The following is a 24,243-nucleotide window of genomic DNA, read 5'->3' on the forward strand; positions in this document are numbered from 1 at the left end:
CCCGATATAGACCTGTACATTCGAGGATTCGTCAGTTTTTAGCTGTACTCGTCAGCTTTTATTCCATTCTAACCATAGGTATTTTATAGACCTCCGGCATATCACATACAACTCCCACCTCTGGGAATCTTTCGACAACCTAATGTTTCGGTATGCTTCTGCCGACTTCACCGAGCTTCTGACACTTCATATTTACCTAATCCGTGCCAGTCGGAGTATCAAGGAAGCCCTTCGAGGCGTTACCCTCTCATTTGACTTTTCGCATATTTAGTTCTCCTTATGCTAATTGTTTTTATATAAACGCGACGCATAAGTGGACAACCTTTTCAGTTGCCAACGTGTCGCACCATTCATGGGATCGATTACGATTATCTCATCTTCCCCGGATAAGAATACGCTTCCCATCTCCATCTTACAGAAGAATGATTTACCCGAACCAGGAACACCGAATACGAAGCCATTACCATTAATCAACTTCTTACGATTACCGATGTTCACATTTTTGGAAATCTGATTGATTCCATAATAATTACCTGTACTGTCGTTAAGCTCCTGCACATTAAATGGCATGAGCACTGCAAGGGACTGTGTAAGTAGAGTACGCATGGTCTCTACCTGTCTTACTCCGATAGGAAGTGCTGTATTAAGTGCTTCCCTCTGTTTCAGATAATGCGTATCAATGGTACAGCTGTTACGCTTTCCAATTGTCTCCACTGTCTCGCACACACTCTCTAACTCTTTCTTACTTTCTGCCATAAGAATAATCGTCACAGCCACAAAGAAAAGACACTGGTCATTTTCCCTGACATCATCCATAATCGCCTCAATTTCCTTTTTCTCTGTTCTCTTTGCATAAGAGATTTCAGTAGAAAAGTCATTGTTCTTATTACGGATTCTCTGCTGCTTGATAATGTCTGATTCAATACCAAGGTATTTCTTCTGAAGAACTTTCGTAGTCAAATCCTTTGGCACAGGCACCACATCAATACTTGTGATGGAATGCACCGGAAGGGATGTGATTTCATTGATAAATCTGTCAGATAAACTGCTTGGATACTTTTTGATAAAAAGTGCCTTGCAGTATTTGTTCTCATCCTCGAAATGGTCTGGGAAATACTTCACCATGCCATTGCACAAATCATTCTTAAAATCAGCTCCTACTTTCTTTGCTTCCTTAATATCAAAATCAAAGCTGCCTTCATCACCTAAGTGATAATAATCGTAAAGAACCTTCAATCTCTCATTGCCATTCAGTGGTACAATCTCTGCACCAAGCTCAATAAATGCCTTGTGAATCGTAGCTTCTAAGGTTGCAAACTGTGCCTTTGCTTCCTCAAAGTTCTTTCTCTCGATGGTAATTGTCAGGTATCTCTCCTGTTCAATTCCCTGTCTGCCTTCGATAATCTTCTCCTCGATAATGTCATTGTAAATGTCACGATAGTTATTGAATCCATCATCTTTCTTACTAATCAGCACCTTATCTCGAAGATCATCCATGTTCTTATTTTTGTTATTAATTGTAATCTTATAATTACAGTCCAACGAATTTAAGAATTTGCAGTATCTCTCAAAAATACCAATCTGCTCATCCTCTGTCGCTGTGGTATAATTAATGTCCTGAAAGCGGTAGCACTTGGAATACTTGTTTTTGCTTACTTCAAAAATGCCGTTTTCAGCTACCGCCATAATTTCTATGGTTTCCTGAATGGACTTCGGCGTCTTATATAAAGGCTCACTTGCCTTCTTAAGAAGCTTAAATCCGTCTGTAAATAAACCCATTGTTTCTAACCTCGCTTTCTTCAATGTCAATAGTTGAATAAAGCCCGTCGGGTACTATCCCTAACGGGCCAGTCCCGACCATCCGGTCAGATTACTTTTTTAATGCATGGACTTATATGCTGCAATACCTGCAACTGCGGCTACAATCGCTGCAACAAGTCCAAGCAATAAGTTTCTCGTCTTTTTCTTCATTGCTTCAAATTCCTCCTGCTTCTTAATCACAGACTCTGTGGTCTGAATCTCATTGTCTTTTTGCTTACCCTTTTTCTTTACCTGTTCAGTCTGTTCCAGTTCAAGCTGCTTAATTGCCGGCTCTCCCTCCGTGGAAATATAGGTCAGTGCCTTATTTCCAAACATAAAGTGCAGCTTTTTACCCATATACTCATAGAAGCTCATTCCATTAAAGGAATAAAAGCCTCCCAAAGCAATCGGTGCCACACATGGGATTGCCACATAAGCTGAACCGGTAAGACCGATATATTTGTAAAGAAGAAGGACAATACCGCCACCAACTGCCACGCTTGCAACAGAAAATATCAGCTGCTTTGCCGTAAGTCCCATTGCCACGGATTCCTGATAACGGTCAATATCTTTGTTAATCTCGATTACCATGTTTTATCGCTCCCTTCTATAATCCAAATGCTTTGCTTGTCAGTGTCTGCGCACCCTTTACACTTCCGACAGTCATTGCAATCGTAAATGTCATTTCACACAGATAAATTAGCGTCTGTGCCCAATCTGCATAACTTCCTGTAAAGGATGGAAGTCCTGCGTTGATAAAGGCATTACATACCACGATTGCCAGTGCCATAGTTACAGCCTCAAACACACATGATAGGAAATATTTGCAATACGTCATCATGGTGTGGCTTACCATTCTGTTGCCTGCCATGGTTGAACATGCGATTGCTCCCAGTGGCACTACAACAAGAATCTTAAGGAATCTAAAATACACGGTATAGATGATAAAGAAGCCGCAGATGATTATGATAATTGCCAGTAATGCCGTTAGAATCAACATCACAAGACTTTCTCCGAATCCAAGATTCTTAATAACGTCTGCCTGGGTGCTGTCAATCGCAAGCGTTGTAGTATTGCCCGCTGATATCAGCGACACTAGATTTCCGATTGAGGTAAAGAACGCTTTCATAATCGTGACATTATTTGCCACAAACCATTCTGCAAGACCTAATCGGATGAGCATACGAAGAATGGATTCAAATCGTATTTCTTCTTTTACATCTATACTTTCCGAACAGAAGCCTATCACAAAGAACAGAACCACAAGGGATGAGCCAACCGCTACAAAGATTGGCTCGATTCCCTCGATAACTGCCCACGGACCTCCGCCCTTGAAACTGACCGGTGACTGTCCAAGCATTGAAAATACCAGGGATATCTGATTGTTCCAAAATCCAAAGACCATCTCAAGAAGTGCCAGAATTTTGTCTCCAAGCTTAAAAATATCCATACTTGTAATTCACCTCTACTTTCTTTTGGAGAGATTATCTCCCCGTCCTCTTGCCATCATCTCTTAGAAACCTAAGAATGTGAGCACCGTAGAAATACCAGCCATCATAACACCGGCAACGATACCCTTAAGTGCTGAGTTCATAGTGGATGAATCCTGCTGCTGATAAGCCTGCGCAAATTCCATGACATTCTTTGCAAGGATAATGACACCTACCGCACCAATAACAGCGATAATCAGTGTCTTTAAGTTCTCAAGTGGCTGTGTTACCGCTGATGTGCCACCATTCTGAGCAGCAAAACATGTTGTACTCATAAGCATCACACTTGTAATTGCTCCTGAAATAGCAGGAATCACCTTATTCTTAAAAGTCTTAAATCTTCCCTTCACTCTGCTTTCCTCCTTCTTTTCATTCTGATTTGTTGAAATAATCTGTTCATTTCTCATGTTGAACTCTCCTTTTCTTTGCAATAAAAATTGCCAGCATGATTTTCCTCATACTGGCTGTTAAAAGTTACTCTATATGATCAGGCAATGCCTGTTGTAAAGATTAATCGGGCTTTCCCCGATGTGTGTTGCTGCGATCACCTCCTTTGGGGCAAAAAATAAGCACTCTACCTAATTGGCAAAGTGCATTTACTTTCTATATTCTCTCATCTTCTCCACTGGTGTCTCTGGATAGAAATACGTCAGTATCGTTTCTTTTGGAACGCCTGCTGCAAGTGCCATCTTGACCTCTTCTTTTTGCTCACTGCTATATGACCAGTGAAGCATACGGTTCATTATGGTATCTTCCCAGGAAGGCTTTTCTCTTACCTGATTTCTTACTGGCTTATTTCCTGTAGAACTGTCGTCCTCTTTTTCCGATTCGTCTACATACTCAAGTTCATTTCCCTGCTCTCTATTAAGCTTGTCCTTCTGCTCCGCTTCATCCTGTAATGAGAATCGACGGCTTAGCTCTGCATCTCCAAGCAGCATGAATTGCTCATAAGTAAGTGTGTCAATAAAGACATTTTCTCCCTGTTCTTTCAGCTTCTCATAATGCTTAACTGCCTTATCAGATAACAATTCAAATGGTGGACCAATCAGATTATTACTGCCTCTGCTATGATGAACATAAGGCTCACCCTTACCATCTGCTGTCTGGTTAAACATTGGATGTGCAAATGGAATATACTTATTATCCATAATCGGATCAAATCCTCGGATAAAGATAATACATTTCTTGTTATCCAGCTTTCTTACTTCATCTGGTGTAAACAACTCACGACCTAATACATCATAATTTCTCGATGAACTGCCCTGCCTGCCTTTCGTCTCTCCACTTGATTTTTTATCAATCGTACCCTTACCAAGAAGCTCAGATACATATTTATGGGTACTCTGCTCATTGCCACCAAGATAGATAAAGGTATCGCAATTGCCGGGAATTGTCTCCCAGGTATCTTTAAATAATGCCTTTAGCTGTGCAAAGTTTTGAATGATGATAATACTTGATATCTCACGGCTTCGCATTGTCGATAACAAAGAACAATAGTCATCCGGCAATGCCACATTTGCAAACTCATCTAACATAAAGGTCACATGAATCGGGAGTCTGCCACCACAGTTAAAGTCTGCCTGATAATAAAGCTCCTGGAATATCTGTGTGTAAAGCATACCGATAATGAAGTTATAAGATTTATCACTATCCGGTATGACACAGAATAGTGCTGTCTTTGTCTCTCCATCACCATTTACTCCGATGCCAATCTCTGCAAGATTTAACTCATCCTTTGAAAGTAATCTAAGTACTTGCTTGTTTTCCAAAAATGCAAGTCTTGAGTTAGCACTGATAATAATGGAACGAACCGTATCTCCTGCACCACGCATACATTTGTTGTACTGCTTTACTGCCGGATGATTTGCTCCAAGCGGTGAGCTTTCCTCCAAGAATTTCATTCGAAAATCAAGCTTTGATGGTTTTCCAGGCTCTGTCACTTCTGCTTCTCCAAGCAGCTTCAACACAGTCTCAAAGTTTCTCTGTGCAGGCTTTACTTCCAGCCATACATAATAGAATATCGCCTGTAAAAACAGACCTTCAGCCTTCTCCCAGAACGGATCGGAAGGAGTTGCACCCTTCGGAGTGGTATTACTTATAAGATTTGTAATTAGCTTAACAACATCCGTTTCTTCACGGATATAGGAAAATGGATTATAACAATCCGACTTATCCATTTCCAATAGATTGATAACTTTCACATTGTAGCCATTGTTTTTTAGCATTGTGCCGCAGCTTCTAAGAATTTCTCCCTTTGGATCGGTGCAGATAAAAGAACAGTTATGCGGCATCTGCATAAGATTCGGTTTTACCTCATAAAATGTCTTACCTGCACCAGAACCGCCACATATGAGAATATTACCATTTAGCTTAAGTCGCCGAAAGTCCAGTGACATCTTTACATTCTGACTTAGGATTCGATTGAAATTCTCATCCTTATCTTCAAGAATTTTATTTACCTGCTTTGGATTCTCAAACTTCGCCGTACCAAATTCCTTACCGGGCATATAGTTTCTCTGACTGGTGTAATACATGATAATAGCCATCCCATAGACACCTATGGCAATGGCTATCATCTTTATCGTATTCTCATTGTAATAATTAGCAAAAGGCTTCGCACACACAACATTGAAGTTCTGTAAAAACTCATTGATATCGATTCCTTGATGCCAGGCACCACCAATCAGATAACCAAGAAAACCTGCTAATACTGCACCAAGAAGAATGAATATTACCGAAGGTTTCTTCTTTGTTGTCTGCATAGGCTGCTACCTCGCTTTCTTGGTAGTGGTCGTTTGTGTCTTGGTTGTGGTTCTCTCTGTTTTCTGTGACTTCTCGTAACGCTCTCTGACGGAGGATTCCACCTTGTCATAATGCGTGTAGAGTTCATCACCTTTCTGTGTCTCTACCACACGATTCTGGTCATCATAAAGCTTGTAGTCTTTACCGGAATCAAGGAAGGTAAGCATGGTCTTTCCATTATGGATATCCATAATATTTTCCTTACGAAGCCATACATATCTGGCACTCTCTCCCCATGTCCCAGGGATTCTTGTCTTAACTGCATGGTCATTTTCATCCACAATCAGCTTCCTGCTAATCGTAACATCTGAAAGGTTTGTGTTCTTATATGATGCTACTGCCCTCATTCTCTCTGCGAGGTCCTGATATCCTCTTACCCTGTTAATAAAGGCATCCTTATCCATCATAACCTTATGAGTTCCATCGGCATCCTTTTTACCAAGCACACCGATAGTTTCAAGCTGCTTAATGACATTTTCTGCCTGTTCTCCATTGATACTGAAGTTTTCCTTGACCTGATCCACACTGATAGCCTGCTTTTCCATAGCAAACAGTCCAACCTTTTCAATCAGACCATCAATGGCACTGTTGACACGCTCATCCTCTATCGTGTGGCTTTTCTCGTTTCCCTGCTTTTTTAGAAACTCCATCAGCTTGCCAAGCTGTTTTTCATCTCCATTCTTAAGATAATCGTCAAAGGTGGCAAGCTTACCATACTGTAACTTCTGCGCCATCATATTTACTCTTGGCACTGCCTCCGTATGAAAAATGATCTCGCTTAGTCCATCGCTTCTATTGCAATCCGGCAATACCGAATAAAGAACGCCATACTTTTTAGCCATCTTCTCAACTTTCTTCATATCTTCTGTCTTAAACTGGAATACCTGCAGGTCTCCGCCCTTTAAGAGCAGTTTTCTCATGGATGTCTTACCAAGCGATTTTTCATAATCAAGCATTCCCTTTAAGAAGTCAATTGCCTTTTGCATGGCAGCGATACCGCCACTTCCTACTTTCATTGCAATCTCAATCCCATCATATGCGACACGGATAATCTGCACCGCTTCCTGTATTTCTTCTGCCATCTATCGCACCTCCACTTTTTCCCTGACCGTTGTTTTAAGGACTTCTGTCTCTGTGGTTCTGATTTCATCTTCCGATACATCAATACCATAAGCATTTAGGATTTCAGCAAGACGATTGACCGCTCGCTCTTCCTCAGTTCGATACATTTCAAGAGCAATTAAAAGGTTCTCTACCTGTTCCACCCAGGAAGGCTTCTTTTCAAGCTTATCTCCGTAATCCTTCATAAGCTGCTTGGTCTCATCCTCGTTCTTTGCACGGGATAATGCACCTATTAACGCTACTGTTTCATCCATATCTCCACAGGCAAATGCAAAATGCACCACAAAGTTTTTCTCATTTTCCGTAAATACATGGTCAGTATTATTCATTTCCTTTGTTGCTTCATTTACTGCTGCTAAATTCATAGGTTCCTCCTTCTAGTAAGCAATGCTGTTTTCTAACACAGCAATCTCAATAATCTCTTTCATCTTCTCCGCTGATACATTGTTGTTGATAAGCTCTATAAGCTGGCTTTCTGTCAGACCCTTTTCTATGGCACTCTTAATCTGACAAAGCTGTGCCGGAACCAACTCACCACTGGCGAGAAGCTTTACAATGTCTGCTCTTGATTTCTTCTTAAATGAAAGCTTCGAAAACAGACCTGCCACTCCGTTACCGCCTTTTCTTACATTTCTATCAATAAAGGCTCTCTGTATCATATGCCCGGAAGCATCCACAACTGGAATCTGATAATAGATAGGAACTATTTTCTTATCCTCTGCTAATTTCTGATTAGCTGCTACATCTTCCGCAGTCTTTGCCGATTCTGATTTAACTGGCTCTTCTACTATCTTTGACTCCTTTGCAGCTTCTGTCTGTGTTGCCACACTCATTATCTTATCCTCCAATGACTCAATTCGATTGCTCATACGCACCATCTCCTTATCCTTTTTCTCAATATCATCACGCAGTCTTGCGATTGTACCATTTGCCTTGTTAAGTTCATTCTGCTGTGACTCAATCATGGCATCCTTATCTGAATTTTCCTTAACAAGTCTGTTCATGACTTCCTCATCACCCTTGTTTGTCTCTATAAGAGCAAGTTTCTTATTGAGGGCATCATAACGCTCCTCCTGGTGATGGATTTTGCCTACCATATCACGAATCTGCTCCACAAGCTCCTCTACATACTCCGGTGCTTTCTCTGATTCCTTCTTCATCTGTTCCATATTTTCAAGAATCTTACTGTAAGCACTTCTCATCGCTATGGTATTATCACCACGCACGATAATCTCTTTGATTGCATCAATAGGCACTCCCTTTTCATAAAACTCCAAGGATACACACATCTGATTCCCAGACAGATTATTCTCCTTAAGAAGTGCAATCATTTCATCTGGGATGCCTTTATGCAGACAGGACGAGAGAGCTTTCATCTGATCGATGTTCAGATTCTTATTCATGTAGATATCTGTCTGCTCTTCTGTCAGTCCGTCCTCCAGGTCACTTCTTACCAGCTTGATAACCTCTTCTGATACATTTTTAGAACGAAGAAGCTGGATTCGTCTTTCAATCTCCATCTTATTTAATGACTGTTTACTTTCTTCCATTTTGCCTCCTAACTAAAAAAACAGCCTATCTGCGTGGCTGCTCTTTTCTGTCTTTATTTCTAGTATTCTCTTTGATTTGTTCTTCTCTAACATTTGCTTCCGTAACGGATACCAGTTCATTCCATATGGACTGACCAATCTTAAGTTCCTTAGATGCCGCTCTTTCCATCGCACAATCCACAGAATATTTGTCTGCATATTTTTTTCTTAACGCCTCGACTTCATCTATGCTATACCCTTGATTTTTTAGCTCTTCGCACAACTGATTCCATTGATTATATTCTGCTTCAAAGAAATCATCTCCATTCTGGTAACACTCCTTAGCTGCATCGAGTTCTTTTATCTTATCTGCAATCTCAAATATTGGCTGAAACCTGGCTTTCGCTTTATAGGTTCTGCTCTTTTCTCTTGAAGCCTCTTTTTTCTTATCTGTAAGATTACTGACTACTGCCACCAGTTCTTCAGCTGAATGAACCTCATGCCTTGCAAGGAACAAATATTGTGCCTGTAGCTTCTCCATCTTACGGATATCGTCTTTATACTTCCACACCTGACTATACGGGCGTTTCTTAAGTTTTCCTACACGATATAGCTTCGCATAATATTTCTTTTGAAGTCCTGACATTTTTGCCCTGCGATATCTCTTGACCTTGCATTTTACAATCACAGCTTTTTTAGAATTTTGTTTACCCTGATAATAGGAAATGTCTTCACTAGCAATTCTTTGTATGATTCTTTCTTCCTCGTAATCCTGACCAAGCGTTTTGCATCGGCGAAACCTAGTCATACCAGGCGGCTTCACTGCCAAATATTTGCCCTGCTTCATCTCATATCCTTTCTCCGATAAAAGCTCCTTGAAATCATTAAAGTCTGTTGCCTGTAATATGCAGGCATCTAAATCTCGTTTAATCATATCTGACCATACAAAGCTGCCTTCCCGATATTCATTCCAGTCTTTGTAATTCTCGTGTTTCTTCTCCTTGATTCCGTCGTCAACATCAATAATGGAGAGACCATATTCTTCACAAAGTTTATTGGTAATAGGCTGAATATACTTAGCCCAGTCTCCTTTTTCATAGCGATACTTCTTACCATCTAAGAAACTGACACTATTAAAAACGATATGAGAATGGATATGATCCGTATTATCATGAACCACGTATACTGCCTCGTATGCTTTGCCAAGATACTCTTCTACAAACTTACTGGTAATTTCAAATGCCGTATCAGGATTTACTTCATCTTCCTTAAAAGACAGAATGATGTGATATCCTTGTCTCTTATCCGTCTTACCAAATAGTTTCTTCGTTGCCATCATCTGCTCAAAGGCATTATCAACCTGACAGTTAATTGCACCAACCAGCCTCCCATTCTGTGTCTTTTCTGGATTCATAACATAATCTAAAGACCTCTTTAAGTGTCTGGCATGAAAAGAAGTACCACAGTCCTTCATGTGCAATATCTTACTGATTGCCAATCTTAACCACCACCTCATTAACTGAATGATTGAGTTTCTGCATATATGCCATTAGCTGCTCCTTATCCTTCTTTGAATACAGCTCTGCATTATTGTGAAATGCAATCTGATTGATATTGATTCCAATACGATTTACCTCGTTGATTAGCTCCTTTATAAGCTTTCTTATTTCAGGATAATCACTTGGTTTTTGACGAATAAGAAAACGAATATACTCTGCCTCATTCATATGGACTGACTTTGATTTTTCAGCCAGTTCCTTTGCCTCTTCCGGCATAAGGCGAAGAGTCTTTCTGACGCAGTGAATACAATCTGCCATGACATCACCTTCCTCTCTTACCCGTCTGATAAATAGGCTTTTCATCCATAACAACCGCTGGTTTTATAGCAGCAAGACTCTCATTGAATACCGTAATGGCAATTCCATCTGAAATCTTTTTTGCTTCTTCTGACTCATGCTTTCCATAAAAGGTTCTGTCGAATAACTTTTCAAGGACACTCTCATCTGCTGTTAGTGCTTTTATCTTTTCATCTGCCTGAACCAATTCTTCAAAGCTATCTGTTTCTTCTTTAATTGCATTGGTGCAAAGAATCAAATCATAGTTCCAATTACAAACCGTATCAATAATGTCATCAATCTTTAATTCCATGACTTCACCATTTTCTTCTGCTATATCCACCTGGTACAGTTTTCCTTCATCATTATGCCCGATTGCATAATCATGCCCTTCCATATAGTTAAGTAGGAGTTCTGCTTCTTCTCTTGTAATGTTTAGTAGGATATCAAACTGGTCTGCCCAGGTAATAAGTTCTTCTGGTTCTGTAAATAGTGCAACTTCTTTATCCATTGCTTTCGTACACCTCCCTTATCTGTGTTTCGTAAATCTCTACCACCGACACGCCTTCTGTCTCATTAGGGGTTTACGGCTAGATACGCATCAGAGACATCTCTGTCCTGATGCCATCTAGTTAGGGGCAAATCCCCTAAAACCCCTTGTTATATTATAAGTGGGGGCGCTTTTTGCCCCCATTTTACGATTGTGGAGGCGCTTTCTGCCCTCACTTCTCTGTTTTGGGGGCACTTTTTGCCCCCACTTTTTATCATCCTGAAAAACGAATTAAAATCATTTGAAATTGCGGGGGCGCTTTTCGCCCCCATTTTGTCATTGTGGAGGCGCTTTCTGCCCCCACTTCTCTGTTTTGGGGGCGCTTTTTGCCCCCACTTTTGTTTCCCATCATTTTTCAGATATGACTTCTATCAGAAACTGATATTTTCTTATCCATACAATTAAGTCTGGTAGCTACAAGCCACTCATTATAATCCTTATATCCTGCCGGTGGCGGACAATCTTCTACTTCATATCCAAGTTCGTAGTACTTTGCCATAAGTTCTAATGCAGCTTTTCTTCCAGGCTCGTCTCCATCAAGGCAAAACCTTATGGAAGTAATCTGAGGATGCTCACCCAAGAAAGTCTCTAGTGGTGCATCCGCTAACATGCCAAGGGCTAACTTATTAGATTCAAAATCAGTAAAGATATCCATATAGCTCATAAGATCAATGGCAGCTTCAAATACAACCAGTTCTGTGCTATCTTCATTCACTACATTGAATCCATAGTTCTTGTCATTGCCTGCCACATCACATTTAAAAGGTTTTCCCTGCTTATCAAACACGCCTCGCATACTTGCAAACCTTGTAACACCATCTTTGTCATTTCCCTTGAACACAACATTGTGATAATGCCTGCTCTCATAGATAAGACCAGTTCGAAGAAACCACTCAATCACTGTTTTACTGATTCCTCTCTCCTGATTAAGATAAGATATCAGATACGAATTATCCCCCGCCGGTTGTGGCAGGATAAATTCTTTTCTTTCTTCCTCTCGTGGCTTTTCTACCTGATGGACTAACGGCTTTGGATTCGCACTTTCGATTCTTCGATACCCAGCAAAATCAAGTAACCAGAAAACCGCATCTCTTACATTCATACCACAAAAGACACGAAGGAAATCTATCTGAGAACCACCATTATTGCCCTTGTCATATTGTCTTGACCAGCGATACCAATGGCTTCTGTTATAGATTCTTATGGAATCCATCTCTTTTAAAGTGTGGTATTTTCCAATTCTCTTTACGGTATAACCAAGGCTTTCAGCTACAGCACATAAATCTACGCTCTTTGCTATGGCAAGCTCTTCCTCTGTGAATCTTCCATCCATAACAATCACCTTGCCTTTCCTTGTTCTGCCACCATCGGCGAGTTGATATCCAGAGTCTTATAATCTGTACTTAGCATGATTCTTGGATTATCAATCAAACCTTTCTCCTTAAAGCTGAAGAATGTCCTGTTATCTCCACCCACTATGATATGGTCGATAAGTGGTATCCCCATCAGTTCGCACAACTTATTCATGCGGTCTGTCATCATAGTATCTGCTTTACTTGGAAGCAGGTTCCCGGATGGATGACAATGGATGAGCATCATGCTTGCAGCATTGCTTAAGATACTTGTCTTAAAGAGTTCTCTTGGATGTGCCATCGCTTCATTTAAAGAACCGATACTTGCAAAATGCACATTGATTGGTTTTAAATCTGTCCGAAGATTCACAACACACACCACTTCCCTGTCAAGCTGGCACATACATTCTCCCATCACTGCAGCTACATCTGCCGGATTGCTGAAAGGGTGCTCCGAATAAATCGGAGCATCCTTTACAAGCCTTACAGAAACTACATCCAGCTTGAAATCATTTTTCTTTGGCATCGTCATCCGCCTCCTTTTCGCAGTCAATACGGATAACAAAGTCACCCTCCTGCTCATTGATAAGAGCAATCAGTTCTTCCATCGTAAGTTCCTGTTCCATAGTGCCTCCTATCTGGATGGACCTGTCTTCTCGTAGATAAGATTAGGCTCTGCCACAATACCATCCAAGCGCTTATTTGGTGTGTCAGTAGCAAGTGTGAGTTTTCTCAAATCTTTATCATAGTGATATACCTGATTTGACAATCTCTCATCCAAAGAAACCTCCTGCATATTTACTTCCACAACCATCTGTGCAAGTTCTTCCGGATCTCCAAGGTCAGAACTTACTGCCAGCACCTCATGCACACTTGATGGTAAGATATAAAGGTCAGAGCCTAAGTTTTCAGCCAGTTCATGAAGCTCATTTTCATAAAGCATAGACACGGCTCCGTTGATTCCTTCCTTGTTTGAAATAACCCACATGGTCTGTTCCGGTGGAATCTCTCCAATCATCATCTCAGCCATCTCCGCAGGCATTCCGTCCCTCAAGAACATTTCTTTCATAACCTCATTCATACTTCTTACAGTAGGTGGAAAGATTCTCTTGGTATTTTCTACCGCAGCTTTAAATAACTGCTCTTCATCCATGCCAATGTGTGCTGCTAATTCATTTGTAACCTTTGTGCTCTGCACACCCTCTGCTTCTACCTTAATTACCATCTTGTAGATAATGGAAAGGTCCTGGAATTCTCTGTGTGGTACCTGGGAAAGCAACTGCTCATTCTGCTGTGTGTTAATAAGCTGGAACACAATCTTATCCTTTGCATCACTAAAATCAATCTGTGGTTTTACTTCCGGAATCTGCTCAAAAGCGTGTACCATAAGCTCCGATGCAGCCTGAAGTGTCTCATTCAAATCTCCACTCTGCTCATACTTCTTGTACATGTCATTGATATATATTGTTGGGGAAATGTTTGTATTTCCTCCTGAAAGATTCAAGCCATCAAGTGTCATATTGACCTTGCTTACCGGTGTAATTCTTGGCTCCATATCCTTATACTTATCCGGCATATAAGACATAATCTTCTCTGCTACTACTTCCTTAAAAATTTCATAATTCATCATATTTTCTGTTCCTCCTTAATCTAAGTTGTCATACAAAAGACCTTCGTCTTCGTCGTCAAAATCGTCATCTTCTATGTCATCCTCATAATCATCGAAATCGCTGACATGAAGGTTTGTTTCCTGTGGTGCTTCAATACTTACCACTACCTCTCCATAACTTCTAACACTAATGTTAATTCTTACTGTACCTGCCATCGCATTTCCTCCTTAAAAAATGACAGGGAACATAAGTCACTGGCTTACATTCCCTGTCTGGTTTGTTTTAATATGCTATTCTACTGGTTGTCTTTCTTTTTCTTCTTTCCACGAAGACCTACTCCAAGTCCCGTAATAAGTGCAAGTGCACCGATTCCAAGATAGAGAAGTGGATTAGCATTATCGCCTGTCTGTGGAAGGTTTGGTTCTGTTGGAACATTGGTAAGCTCAAGAGTAGTTATCACTACTTCAGGAGCGTTATCATCATATCGAAGAACCACATCATGTGGTGTTTCGTCTAAGATATAACCGTTGGCTGCTTTTGTCTCAACAACTGTGTAATGAATATCTTCCTTGAATGAACCATCCTCATTGTAAGTACAGATTGGAAGTTCCTTGCTTTCTGCATGACCTTTCTTATCAGTAGTAAGCGTATCAACTACCTTTCCGTCCTTATCTCTGATTTCAAATACAACGCCTTCGATTGGCTTGCCTGTCACTTTGTCAGTTTTCTCAATTACAATCTTACCGACTACCTGCTCATCCTTCATGGCTACTTTCTGGATTTCTGCTGTTTCCTTTACTTCAAAAGTAACATCCTTAGCTACCTTATAGCCGTATGGAGCAGATTCTTCACGAAGTGTGTACTTGCCAACTGGAAGTCTCTCGATCAGATAAGTCTTTCCTGCCTCAGAAGTCCAGCTTTCAACAACATTCCCTTTTTCATCAATCACAGAAAGCTTAGCTCCCGGAAGCTCTTTTTCTCCTGTAATGTCAGTCTTAGAAAATTTCACCTTAATTGGTGTATTCTCAAATGCAGCTTCAAGCTCAATAACTTTTATCTTATCTCCCTGATATGTGGCATCCACATCGAATACCTTATCTGATTTTACATAACCCTTTGGTGCTTCAAGTTCCTTGACATAATATTTGCCAAGCGGAAGGTCTGATACAAAGGTAAGTTTTCCATCCTTGCCGCTGACTGCACGCTCAATCTGAGTATCAGCCTTAACAATGACTTTGCCCTCCTTGTTTACGATATCTTCCTTAGCAAAAAGTCCAAATACCGCACCCTCAAGAGCTTTCTTTGTCTCTGAATCAGTCTTTGTTACAGTAATCTTTACCTTCTGTCTCTCGTTAGTAACATCCATTCCGGCATATACTACTCTTGTGTTCTGATCCACATAAGAAAGGTCTGCATCAATCGGTGTCTCATCAAGTACAAATCCATCAAGTGTTTTTGTTTCTACAAGATAATACTTGCCACATGGAAGATTCTCAATCTTTGCAATACCCTTATCATCAGTTACGATGGTTGCAATTTTCTCACCAGCTTTGTGATAAATGTTTCCAAGTCCGTCAGCACTTACTATATCCTCTTTTGCATATACATCAAAGGTTACTCCTGCAAGGCTTTCCTTGAAATAATTGAAGATGAAATCATACCAGTGTCCCTTCATGAGATTGATATCTGTTACAAATTCACCGTCTTTGTTAATCACAATAGAACCTGTTGGAACTTCATCCTTCATTTCCACATGCTGCACTTTTTCAGTGTCTTCTACTGTAAACTGAATATCTGTTGCCTTTAAATATCCGTATGGAGCAAACTCCTCACGAAGTGTGTAAGTCTCTCCAACAATCAGTCTTTTAATCACATGAGCTTCTTTTGCATCAGATGTCCATGTGTCTACTACATTTCCATCCTTATCAAGAACAGTAAGTGTTGCTCCTGTAAGTTCCGCACCACTTGTGATATCTGTCTTGGTAAACTCAAATGTTGTAGGGGTATTCTTAAATACTGATGAAAGTGTTACGCATTTCACATCCTGTCCCTGATACTTCGCATCAAATGTGATAATTTCATCACTTGAAACGAATCCAGCTGGTGCCTTTAACTCTTTTGCATAGTAAGAGCCAAGAGGATAATCCTTTACAAATGCTACCTTACCATCTGTTTCTGATACTGCTCTTTCAAGCATGGTATCTTTTTCTACAACGATTTTACCATCTGCATTTACAATATCATTAGCCGCATAAAGACCAAACTCAGCGCCTGCAATTGGCTTTTCTGTTTCCTTATCAATCTTATCAACTGATAAATCAACTTTCTGTCTCTCATTCTTAAATGTGAGGCTTTCTTTGATAACTGGTGTCTGATCATCCACATAAGTGAATGTCACAAACTGCTCCTCGCTGTTTAATACAAATCCGTCTGGAGCCTGAACTTCTACTACCTTGTATTTACCAAGAGGAAGATTCTTTGCAACTGCTTTTCCTTCTTTATCGGTAGTAAGTGTTGTCACAAGGTCGCCATTGCTGTAATACTTGGTACGATTACCGTTCTCATCCTTCTGGTTATCTGCTGTGAAAATGTCTTCCGCTGCATAAACCTCGAACTTAGCTCCGGCAAGTCCTGCTTCTTTGTAGATAAATTCTTTCTTTTCTTCATCTGCAAAAAGACTTCCCTTATAATCAACTAACACTTCGCCACGCTTCTCTACTGTAAGCTCACCCACAGCAGGAGCATCAAAGCAGTCCTCTGTGATAATCACATCGTATGTGTCTGAATCAGTTTCATAAGGTGTGTCTGAATCCACTGCAAACTTAATTGGCTCTTTGTTTACCACATAGCCAAATGGTGCTGAGATTTCTTCAATCTGATAATTTCCAAGCTTAAGCTTCTCTGGAAGGATTAAATCTCCATCTTCGTCTGTCTTGAAAATCTCATGTTTCACCTTAGACGGATAAGTTGTGTACTGGACAACATATTCCTTCTTGTCTAAGTTATAAATCTTAAATGCTGCATTTGGTAAAAGAACAGTCTTCTTAGTATCTGCGTCTTTCTTTACCACACGAAGCTTTGCTGAAAACTCTCTGTCAAGGAACACTCTCCATGTCTGAGGCTTATCCGGATGGTTCTCCGTAATCTTTACTTCAAACGGCTTAATTGGAGTCATGTTGTGAGGTGTTACACTCTCGATTACCACATAAGTTCCATAAGGAATTGGAATGGAAACTGCATGACCTTTTTCATCAGAGAAGATAGATGTTGCTCCATCAGCTCCGATAACAACTGGCTGTGCATTTCCAAAGTCATAACTTCCATCTTCCTTTACAGGTAAAGCAGATTTCAAATATGCTGTAAATCCTGCTCCCTTTAAAAGCGGTGCTTCTGTGTCATCGCCATTGTCTGATACCTTGATAAGCTGGAATGGCTGCTTAATTACCTGTTCCTTGGACTTGGTGCTTCTTGATACCTCTGCCACAAGGTCTCCCTCATAATCGCAGACAATATCATGCTCGTCCTCATCTAAAAGATATCCTTCCGATGGTGTGATTTCTTTCACATAATAATTGCCAAGATAAAGATTCTTAACCTCTGCCTCGCCATTGTCATCAGTAGTAAGTGTTGCTACCAGGTCTCCTGCATTAAAGATAACTCCTGTTGCTCCGTCTGGATGTGAGATAATATCTCTTGCATAAAGACCATAAACTGCACCGGAAAGCTTAGCATCTCCCTGTGGAACTGCCTTTCCAGTTTCCTTGTCCACCTTGTAAATGCGAATCTTGGCTGTTGTTCTGTCATTCTTAAAAATATGACTAAATGTTGCTTTTGCCTGTGTTTCAGGTAATACATTGAAGTTGAAACTGTACACATCCTTCTCATTTCTCACATAAGCGTATGGTGCCTGTGATTCTGAGATATAGTAGCTGTTAGAGATTGGAAGGTCTACACTGTAATGAGCACTTCCATCTTCACCTGTTGTTACAGTTTCAAGTGCTGTTCCCTTTGTCACAATAACCTGACCAGCATAGTTTCTGATATCATTGCCGGCATAGATTGTATATTTGCCTCCGTCCAAAGGATTTTCTGTATCAGAATCCTTTTTCATAACAGATACTTCTGCCTTCTGTCTGGTATTCTCGATCGTAGTAGATTCGTACTGGACTGTTACTGTCTGGTCCTTATACTGGATTGCTACGGTCTGTGGTGCATTATTGATAGTAAAACCATCAATACTCTTTGTTTCAGTTACTACATAAGTTCCAAGATGAAGGTCTGTTAAAACTACCTGTCCATCTGTTCCTGTCGTAAGATTTTCTGCAACAACATCGCCAGCGTTATACACCTTTGTGCCATCTGCCTTGTAGATGTCTGCTCCTGCTGTCACCTTAAATACTGCTCCAGGAAGCTTCTTTTTCTCATAAGTGAAATTGCTTCCGTTCCAGCCTGAAAGAACTTCACCCTCTTTATAGATGGTGATTGCTCCAAGCTGTTCCTTATCAGTTGCTCTGATTCCTGTTGTCTGACCTGCTTTTACTGTTAATGTGTGAACCTTACCGGAAAGCACATAGCCTTTTGGTGCCTTAATCTCTTTCACATAGTAAGTGCCTGCAACAAGTGCTCCTGATTTGGCATAACCATTTGAGTCTGTCGTCATGGTATCCACCTTATTACTGCATCCGCTGTCAGAATAAATGCCATAAACAGCACCAGGAAGTTTTACTCCGCTGGATTCATCAGTCTTTGTGATGTCTCCATAACCGATGTTCTCTGTCTTAACTTTGATATAAGCTTTGACTGGATCAGCAGATGGTCTCTCTGAAATAAATTCCTGATAACCGTTTTTACCGGTAAGCCAGAATACACAGCTTGATGTGGTCTCTACTTTACCAGCATTGGAATCAAATTCACCCAAAGTTGCCGTAGTATTTACATTCTTTGATGAGATTGTAAGATTGTTACCACTCTTGTCTACAGAGTATCCAGAAATACTAAAATTAAACTCACCTAAGACACCATTTCCATCCTGTAATGTTGTCTCGAATCTCTGATTTGCTTCATTCCACTTTAATTCATAAGTTGGTGCATCACTCTTATTCTTCTTTGCAAAGCTTGGTAATGATGCATTATATGAATTGTTGATGTTATTTCTTAAGCTTTCATAATAAGCATAAGATGAATCTGGATTAGGTGCTGTGTTACAGAGCTTTCTTGCAGCCGAGTCTCCGCTTCCTGTTCCAAAAATATTTGCTACAATAATCCAAACCATAGCCTGTGTTGCAATATATTCGTCACACTGTCCATTGCTTGGAGCTGCTTTTTCATGAGTTCCATATCCATAATAAAGACAATAGCTAAGCAACTTCTCCTGGCTTGCTGACATGGAAGTGCTTGGATTGTCATAGCTGTTCATAAGCTGTCCTCCGTCTGCACGAAGTCCAAAGTTCATACAATACGCTGCATTTCCATCCAAAACGGAATACAGTATCTTGCCATGATTATATCCTGGCTTTAACTCACTTACTTCGCCTGAGTTACACACTGACGCATTCCAGAATGCCATATTTGCCTGCGGACTTGCAGCAAATGCCGTAGTTCCATTTGACAAAAGTGTTGTAAACACTGTGAGCATAGCCATAAAACTTGCCATAAAACGCTTAAGTTTCTGTTTCATGTGCTCTTTACCTCCTTAAATTTACGCATAAAAAAAGAAAGACATAAGTTATTGGCTTACATCTTTCTTCCTTCTGCTTCTATTCTTTTTTGTTATCTGTGACATCTAAACTCGTAAAAATCTGTTCCTCCAGTAGTCGTTATTCCATCATAGCTGATATAGAATAATGGATCATCTTCTAAGAGGAGCATATCAGCAATATATTGTGCAATGGCTTCTACTGATGGAAGGCTCCTTCCTGATACAGTACCTGCTTTATTCAAATCTGTTTCTACAAACACACTGTAATAAGAGCTTTCCATTCCATCGTATGGGTAATACTCATTGTATTCCTCCTGAGTGATTCTTCCCTCGCTTAATGCATTTTGCAGATTCTGCTGAGTAGTAATCATTCCTCCTGCCTGACATTTTGCTGTTGCAAGAGACACAACTGCATTTGGATCATAGGAAACAATGCTTGGTGGTGTATCAGCCACTTTATTGGTATCCTCACCATTATTGCTGTTATCTTGCTTATTAACATCAGATTCATTTCCATTCGATGAGTTGTGCTGAGGAGCTGGCTCCTTACCCTCATTCTGTGACTCTGCGTTTTTATCTGACTGCTTGGCAGCCTCTTTCTCTTTCGGTAAATTTTCGTTTGTCTCTGCCTTCTGTGCATTATCAGATTTCTTCTCTACTGCATGCTCTGAATCACTATCCTCTTTTGGATTTGTGACTTCCGTTGAAGCTTCAGTTACTGCTTCACTTGTTGCTTCTGTTGCCGCCTCTTTAACTGCATTTGTTACCGATTCTTTCTCAGCTTCGGTCTGCTTCTGACTTTCCGTCTGTTTTTCTGTCTTGATATTCGCATTCTTCTGATTATTACTGCATCCTGCAATCACCAGAACAAATACTACGGATAATAAGATATAACTTATCTTTTTCATAATGATCACCTATCCTTCCTCCGTAAGAGGGATAGGCTTCGTGTACCGTGCCTGTCCACTCTCACAGTGAACATTTTCTATTGTTATGCACGGGACACATTAGGTCTGTCCCGTATTCTGTGCATCTGAATCTCCTTTAATTATAAATGTCGTTTTCATTTTTGAATAGCTTAGAGCTCTTCAATTACTGAAATGCGAAAAAGTATTTTGCGAACCTGCGGTTCTTTCTGTAGTTTAAGAATAATCCCTTAACATCCATACCTGCTACCTCCTTTCAAAAAGTTCCCATCTTAACAATTGATAAGAATAATCTTGCCACCAAACCGAATAGAAGAAGAATTATCTTGGCTGCATAAAGAACGAGCTGCAATGCCCCAAGAATGATTTTCCCTATCCATTTGAGTATCGTAATTATCACTGTTCCAATGCCTTCCATAATTCTTCCCATAACATCAATCTCCTTTCGCCATCCATCCCATTGCAAGTCCTGCAACATCTTCATCATCCATAACATCTTCTGTTTGTTCTTCTTCCTCTTCTACAATACTTTTCTGCAAAAGAATCTGTGGAACATTCATTCCGGATATTACGCCACCCAGAAGCTTAATCACTTCATTTCTGGCTTCCGTCGTGGCAGCTTCAATCATCTCTGCCTTAAGTTCGTCTAAGTCATCTATGGAAATATATGCTGCTCTCTTCTTTTCCTTTTTGTCCATGAACTCTTCTTCACCGTAATGGTCAATATAAAACTTGCATGCATCTATGATGAACTGGTTCTTGGACTTAAAAATCTTGGGATCAAGATTCTGTATCACATTATTGATACGGACATGTTGCGGATTGTTCATGTTCAATCTGACCGAAGTCTTTACTTCATATTCGAGTCTTCTTCCCATGTCACACCTCCTATGCAAGTCTCTTTGCACTCTTAAGTCCCATCGTTGCCAACTGCTCATAACCTCTGGCATTTGACTTGATATCAAGGTTGTAAGAGATGTTCTTGGCTCCAAGATTGCCAAAGTTCTTCATAACCACCGCTCCTCCTCCAACAAATACAATCGGTGTGGTCTTTAGGTTATATCCAAACTCTCGAATGGAGTTGTAAACCTTTTCTACAAAGTCCTCAATCTCTGCCTTGATAATCTGGTAATACTCATCATCAATATCTGACCTGCCATATCTCATAACATTCTGTATTTCTGATTCATCAAGCTCTCCATTCAGCTGTCTTACACACTGCTCATTGATGGAACGCATACAAGTAATAAGACCTTTTGGAATCGTCACGCATTTTGATTCATCAGGAGACTTATTAACCACTGGCATGATGTCTATGGTCCAGCTTCCGATATCTACAATCAGTGTTTTCTTTGCCATTGTAGGAATTTTATCAACCACTGCCGCGTAACACTGCGGGAACACCGCCACATCATCAATTTCGATGTGATAAGATTCATTTTCGTACTTGAAATCCACTCGCTTATTCTTTGTCAGATATTTAATGAAATCATTTCTCTCAGCACCAAACCTTGTAAGCGGAAGTCCAACTGCTAAAAATACCTTTGCCTCATTAAGACCTCTTCTCTTAAGTTCCTTTGCAACTGCTGCAAGTGTAAGAAGATAAAAGCTATCATCTAAAACCTTTGTATCCTTTACTTCCTGCCTTGCGGTTCCTATCTTGTAAAACCTGCCTTCATATTCAAGCACATCTCCATACAATGCCGGAGTAGTTGTAATCTCTTTTACACCGGTAACAAATACCTGACTTACTGTTTTCATCATTGACCAGCCATGATCAATTCCGATGACTTCTAATTTGTTATTCATGTTATCTGCACTTCCTTTCTTCTTAAATAATCGCCAGAACAATTTATCACCTACTTTCCAAGCAACTTTCTCATACAAGGGAAGCAATAACCGTTTCCCTGATAATATGGACACCCAACGCATTCGTCAGGAATTGATATCTCTTTCTTTTTCGTAGGCTTAACACATATTCCATTCGCACATCGGTTGTTGTGTCCCCAAAAGAATTTGCAATGCATACAATCTTTTAAGTCTCGTTCCAGCTTGTCCTCAGCTGACATCGGCGTTCGTTTCTTATGGCTATCCTTCTTTTCAAATGTCCCCACCAGAGCAATCCTCCCTTCCAAGGAGTTGCATTTCTCTGATTTCTTCCATTATTCTGTCGGAATCACCTGCCGTCTTAGCTAATGCATATAAACCAACCAACGCTATAAGTGTTACTGTTATCATTATTACTACCATCACTTTTCCTCCTTCTGATTCATGCCATATAGACAAAGTCAGAGTTCGGATGTGATATAGTCTACATGGCTATGCTTTATCTTCTAATCTCTTAACTGATAAAGCATGTAGGTATACGCCGGTCTTCTAGACCCCTATATCGCCCCGTATACAAAAAGGTGTACTCACCTCTGGGAGTTACAGACGAGCCACTCAACGTGTTTCACGACGCCCTTCATAATATATGAAGCACTATCTCCTCTCTTAGCCTTGTGAGGATAAGGACGACTTTCTCGCCCTCTGTGGTTAATTATCCTTACGCAACATGCCGAATCCTTTTACCGGATTTCCATCCAGCTTCTCGTCCTTCATCTTTCAATCCATCAGACTACTAATGTGATAGCTGTGACTTTCATCTTCCAGGTACATGCCCCGTAATTTTACTACCTATGGATTTCTCCACAGTGCAAATACTATTGCAAATCTGTAACTGACTATTCAGTTGTAATGTCCAATATCTTTTGGACACTTGATATTCTACTATGCACCCCTGATATGCGGAAGTGACACCACTGGTGTATTTTTACGGATTTCCACCAGTTTTTGGTGTTTGTTCTTTATCCTTTAATTTATTCCACACATGCTTAGGTAATGTCCTTGCTGGCTCTCTAAACTGTTCTAAATACTCTTCAAACAATTCTGTATTTATTAAAGCCGAATTTCCTACCTTATAAACTGCACCAGCCTCTCTCGCAATTACAATGATACGAGACTTGCTAATACCATAGATAATTGCCCCTTCTTCTGCATTAACATACTTCTTCATAAAGTCTTTTGTGTCTGAGTAGGTTTTATAGGAGTATCCCATATCAATCGCCTCCTTTCCTATTTGGTAGTGGGTGCTTCATTTCAGTAGGTGGTTCTCTAAATTGCTCCATATATTCATCAAGCAGCTCTAAATTGATAAGGATTGTATTTCCTTGTGCTGTTCCTATCTTATATACAGCTCCTGCTGCTCTTGCCATTTCAATAAATCTATGATGACCAATGCTATATGTCATTGAGCCTTCACCGATCCTAACGAACTTCTTTTCAACTATCTTGTTAGAGCTCGGCACTCTCGTGAAATGTCTCATATTTTTCATCAACCTTTCTTTATGTACCAATGTAATCCTCGCTAGCTGATACCTTGCTCCTGCTGCAAGTGCTACAGCGAGTGCTTCTTCTCTTTCCAATCCAAACATATCCATGACATCTTCTATGTGAATATATCGCTTATTGACATCTTCGGTACGATATG

22 protein-coding genes and 1 pseudogene are annotated in these 24,243 nt (G+C 40.3%); all 23 read right to left on the bottom strand.

From position 1 onward, the window contains the following. Nucleotides 1-348: 348 nt before the first annotated feature. Nucleotides 349-1,779, bottom strand: a pseudogene (locus FYJ75_RS08785) (VirB4-like conjugal transfer ATPase, CD1110 family); the annotation flags it as partial. Nucleotides 1,780-1,878: 99 nt separating this feature from the next. After that, on the bottom strand, nt 1,879-2,391 hold the full coding sequence (locus FYJ75_RS08790; RefSeq protein ID WP_154430086.1) for a PrgI family protein: 513 nt from the start codon (nt 2,389-2,391) through the stop codon (nt 1,879-1,881). A gap of 16 nt (nt 2,392-2,407) precedes the next feature. Then, a complete protein-coding gene (locus tag FYJ75_RS08795) occupies nt 2,408-3,250 on the bottom strand; it encodes a hypothetical protein (RefSeq protein WP_154430087.1) in 843 nt (280 codons plus the stop codon). A gap of 63 nt (nt 3,251-3,313) precedes the next feature. Further along, nucleotides 3,314-3,697, bottom strand: a complete 384-nt coding sequence (locus FYJ75_RS08800; protein ID WP_154430088.1) for an electron transporter RnfA — start codon at nt 3,695-3,697, stop codon at nt 3,314-3,316. A gap of 189 nt (nt 3,698-3,886) precedes the next feature. Continuing rightward, nucleotides 3,887-6,052: a VirD4-like conjugal transfer protein, CD1115 family gene (locus tag FYJ75_RS08805; protein ID WP_154430089.1), complete on the bottom strand. Its 2,166-nt coding sequence runs from the start codon at nt 6,050-6,052 to the stop codon at nt 3,887-3,889. Between the two features lie 6 nt (nt 6,053-6,058). Next, the gene (locus FYJ75_RS08810) at nt 6,059-7,174 is read right to left on the bottom strand and encodes a PcfB family protein (protein ID WP_154430090.1); all 1,116 of its coding nucleotides are present in this window, start codon (nt 7,172-7,174) and stop codon (nt 6,059-6,061) included. After that, a complete protein-coding gene (locus FYJ75_RS08815) occupies nt 7,175-7,579 on the bottom strand; it encodes a hypothetical protein (protein ID WP_154430091.1) in 405 nt (134 codons plus the stop codon). It abuts the gene before it with no gap. A 12-nt stretch (nt 7,580-7,591) separates the two neighbouring features. Further along, nucleotides 7,592-8,764 (bottom strand): hypothetical protein, encoded by a 1,173-nt coding sequence (locus FYJ75_RS08820; RefSeq protein ID WP_154430092.1) that lies wholly within the window; start codon nt 8,762-8,764, stop codon nt 7,592-7,594. A gap of 25 nt (nt 8,765-8,789) precedes the next feature. Continuing rightward, nucleotides 8,790-10,217, bottom strand: coding sequence for a relaxase/mobilization nuclease domain-containing protein (locus FYJ75_RS08825; RefSeq protein ID WP_154430149.1), 1,428 nt, complete (start codon nt 10,215-10,217; stop codon nt 8,790-8,792). Between the two features lie 10 nt (nt 10,218-10,227). Continuing rightward, the gene (mobC, locus tag FYJ75_RS08830; protein ID WP_154430093.1) at nt 10,228-10,560 is read right to left on the bottom strand and encodes a plasmid mobilization relaxosome protein MobC; all 333 of its coding nucleotides are present in this window, start codon (nt 10,558-10,560) and stop codon (nt 10,228-10,230) included. 4 nt (nt 10,561-10,564) lie between these two features. Further along, nucleotides 10,565-11,089 (bottom strand): multidrug transporter, encoded by a 525-nt coding sequence (locus FYJ75_RS08835; RefSeq protein WP_154430094.1) that lies wholly within the window; start codon nt 11,087-11,089, stop codon nt 10,565-10,567. Between the two features lie 394 nt (nt 11,090-11,483). Then, nucleotides 11,484-12,461, bottom strand: coding sequence for a DUF3991 and TOPRIM domain-containing protein (locus FYJ75_RS08840; protein WP_154430095.1), 978 nt, complete (start codon nt 12,459-12,461; stop codon nt 11,484-11,486). A gap of 5 nt (nt 12,462-12,466) precedes the next feature. Continuing rightward, complete coding sequence (locus FYJ75_RS08845) at nt 12,467-13,006, bottom strand: JAB domain-containing protein (protein ID WP_154430096.1); 540 nt, start codon at nt 13,004-13,006, stop codon at nt 12,467-12,469. 108 nt (nt 13,007-13,114) lie between these two features. Then, a complete protein-coding gene (locus tag FYJ75_RS08850; protein WP_154430097.1) occupies nt 13,115-14,110 on the bottom strand; it encodes a DUF5688 family protein in 996 nt (331 codons plus the stop codon). Between the two features lie 15 nt (nt 14,111-14,125). Further along, entirely contained in the window at nt 14,126-14,305 is a 180-nt protein-coding gene (locus tag FYJ75_RS08855) for a hypothetical protein (RefSeq protein ID WP_154430098.1), read from the bottom strand. An 80-nt stretch (nt 14,306-14,385) separates the two neighbouring features. Then, nucleotides 14,386-19,767 (bottom strand): SpaA isopeptide-forming pilin-related protein, encoded by a 5,382-nt coding sequence (locus tag FYJ75_RS08860; protein ID WP_154430099.1) that lies wholly within the window; start codon nt 19,765-19,767, stop codon nt 14,386-14,388. 92 nt (nt 19,768-19,859) lie between these two features. Beyond that, on the bottom strand, nt 19,860-20,696 hold the full coding sequence (locus FYJ75_RS08865; RefSeq protein WP_154430100.1) for a midas domain-containing protein: 837 nt from the start codon (nt 20,694-20,696) through the stop codon (nt 19,860-19,862). A gap of 274 nt (nt 20,697-20,970) precedes the next feature. Next, nucleotides 20,971-21,144: a hypothetical protein gene (locus tag FYJ75_RS14330; protein ID WP_195838980.1), complete on the bottom strand. Its 174-nt coding sequence runs from the start codon at nt 21,142-21,144 to the stop codon at nt 20,971-20,973. A gap of 4 nt (nt 21,145-21,148) precedes the next feature. Further along, nucleotides 21,149-21,592, bottom strand: a complete 444-nt coding sequence (locus tag FYJ75_RS08870; RefSeq protein WP_154430101.1) for an ATP-binding protein — start codon at nt 21,590-21,592, stop codon at nt 21,149-21,151. Between the two features lie 10 nt (nt 21,593-21,602). Next, nucleotides 21,603-22,523, bottom strand: coding sequence for a ParM/StbA family protein (locus tag FYJ75_RS08875; RefSeq protein ID WP_154430102.1), 921 nt, complete (start codon nt 22,521-22,523; stop codon nt 21,603-21,605). Between the two features lie 291 nt (nt 22,524-22,814). Beyond that, nucleotides 22,815-22,964, bottom strand: a complete 150-nt coding sequence (locus tag FYJ75_RS14335; protein WP_195838981.1) for a hypothetical protein — start codon at nt 22,962-22,964, stop codon at nt 22,815-22,817. 562 nt (nt 22,965-23,526) lie between these two features. Continuing rightward, a complete protein-coding gene (locus FYJ75_RS08885; protein WP_195838982.1) occupies nt 23,527-23,811 on the bottom strand; it encodes a DUF6462 family protein in 285 nt (94 codons plus the stop codon). Between the two features lies 1 nt (nt 23,812). Then, complete coding sequence (locus FYJ75_RS08890) at nt 23,813-24,193, bottom strand: DUF6462 family protein (RefSeq protein ID WP_235907051.1); 381 nt, start codon at nt 24,191-24,193, stop codon at nt 23,813-23,815. Nucleotides 24,194-24,243 lie beyond the last annotated feature (50 nt).

Source organism: Roseburia porci (genome assembly GCF_009695765.1).
Classification (GTDB): domain Bacteria; phylum Bacillota; class Clostridia; order Lachnospirales; family Lachnospiraceae; genus Roseburia; species Roseburia porci.

Excerpts from the sequence above, each read along its gene's own strand:
- FYJ75_RS08790 (WP_154430086.1), bottom strand. The coding sequence starts at position 2,391 with ATGGTAATCGAGATTAACAAAGATATTGACCGTTATCAGGAATCCGTG.
- FYJ75_RS08795 (WP_154430087.1), bottom strand. The coding sequence starts at position 3,250 with ATGGATATTTTTAAGCTTGGAGACAAAATTCTGGCACTTCTTGAGATG.
- FYJ75_RS08800 (WP_154430088.1), bottom strand. The coding sequence starts at position 3,697 with ATGAGAAATGAACAGATTATTTCAACAAATCAGAATGAAAAGAAGGAG.
- FYJ75_RS08805 (WP_154430089.1), bottom strand. The coding sequence starts at position 6,052 with ATGCAGACAACAAAGAAGAAACCTTCGGTAATATTCATTCTTCTTGGT.
- FYJ75_RS08810 (WP_154430090.1), bottom strand. The coding sequence starts at position 7,174 with ATGGCAGAAGAAATACAGGAAGCGGTGCAGATTATCCGTGTCGCATAT.
- FYJ75_RS08815 (WP_154430091.1), bottom strand. The coding sequence starts at position 7,579 with ATGAATTTAGCAGCAGTAAATGAAGCAACAAAGGAAATGAATAATACT.
- FYJ75_RS08820 (WP_154430092.1), bottom strand. The coding sequence starts at position 8,764 with ATGGAAGAAAGTAAACAGTCATTAAATAAGATGGAGATTGAAAGACGA.
- FYJ75_RS08825 (WP_154430149.1), bottom strand. The coding sequence starts at position 10,217 with ATGAAGGACTGTGGTACTTCTTTTCATGCCAGACACTTAAAGAGGTCT.
- mobC (WP_154430093.1), bottom strand. The coding sequence starts at position 10,560 with ATGGCAGATTGTATTCACTGCGTCAGAAAGACTCTTCGCCTTATGCCG.
- FYJ75_RS08835 (WP_154430094.1), bottom strand. The coding sequence starts at position 11,089 with ATGGATAAAGAAGTTGCACTATTTACAGAACCAGAAGAACTTATTACC.
- FYJ75_RS08840 (WP_154430095.1), bottom strand. The coding sequence starts at position 12,461 with ATGGATGGAAGATTCACAGAGGAAGAGCTTGCCATAGCAAAGAGCGTA.
- FYJ75_RS08845 (WP_154430096.1), bottom strand. The coding sequence starts at position 13,006 with ATGCCAAAGAAAAATGATTTCAAGCTGGATGTAGTTTCTGTAAGGCTT.
- FYJ75_RS08850 (WP_154430097.1), bottom strand. The coding sequence starts at position 14,110 with ATGATGAATTATGAAATTTTTAAGGAAGTAGTAGCAGAGAAGATTATG.
- FYJ75_RS08855 (WP_154430098.1), bottom strand. The coding sequence starts at position 14,305 with ATGGCAGGTACAGTAAGAATTAACATTAGTGTTAGAAGTTATGGAGAG.
- FYJ75_RS08860 (WP_154430099.1), bottom strand. The coding sequence starts at position 19,767 with ATGAAACAGAAACTTAAGCGTTTTATGGCAAGTTTTATGGCTATGCTC.
- FYJ75_RS08865 (WP_154430100.1), bottom strand. The coding sequence starts at position 20,696 with ATGAAAAAGATAAGTTATATCTTATTATCCGTAGTATTTGTTCTGGTG.
- FYJ75_RS14330 (WP_195838980.1), bottom strand. The coding sequence starts at position 21,144 with ATGGGAAGAATTATGGAAGGCATTGGAACAGTGATAATTACGATACTC.
- FYJ75_RS08870 (WP_154430101.1), bottom strand. The coding sequence starts at position 21,592 with ATGGGAAGAAGACTCGAATATGAAGTAAAGACTTCGGTCAGATTGAAC.
- FYJ75_RS08875 (WP_154430102.1), bottom strand. The coding sequence starts at position 22,523 with ATGAATAACAAATTAGAAGTCATCGGAATTGATCATGGCTGGTCAATG.
- FYJ75_RS14335 (WP_195838981.1), bottom strand. The coding sequence starts at position 22,964 with ATGGTAGTAATAATGATAACAGTAACACTTATAGCGTTGGTTGGTTTA.
- FYJ75_RS08885 (WP_195838982.1), bottom strand. The coding sequence starts at position 23,811 with ATGGGATACTCCTATAAAACCTACTCAGACACAAAAGACTTTATGAAG.
- FYJ75_RS08890 (WP_235907051.1), bottom strand. The coding sequence starts at position 24,193 with ATGGATATGTTTGGATTGGAAAGAGAAGAAGCACTCGCTGTAGCACTT.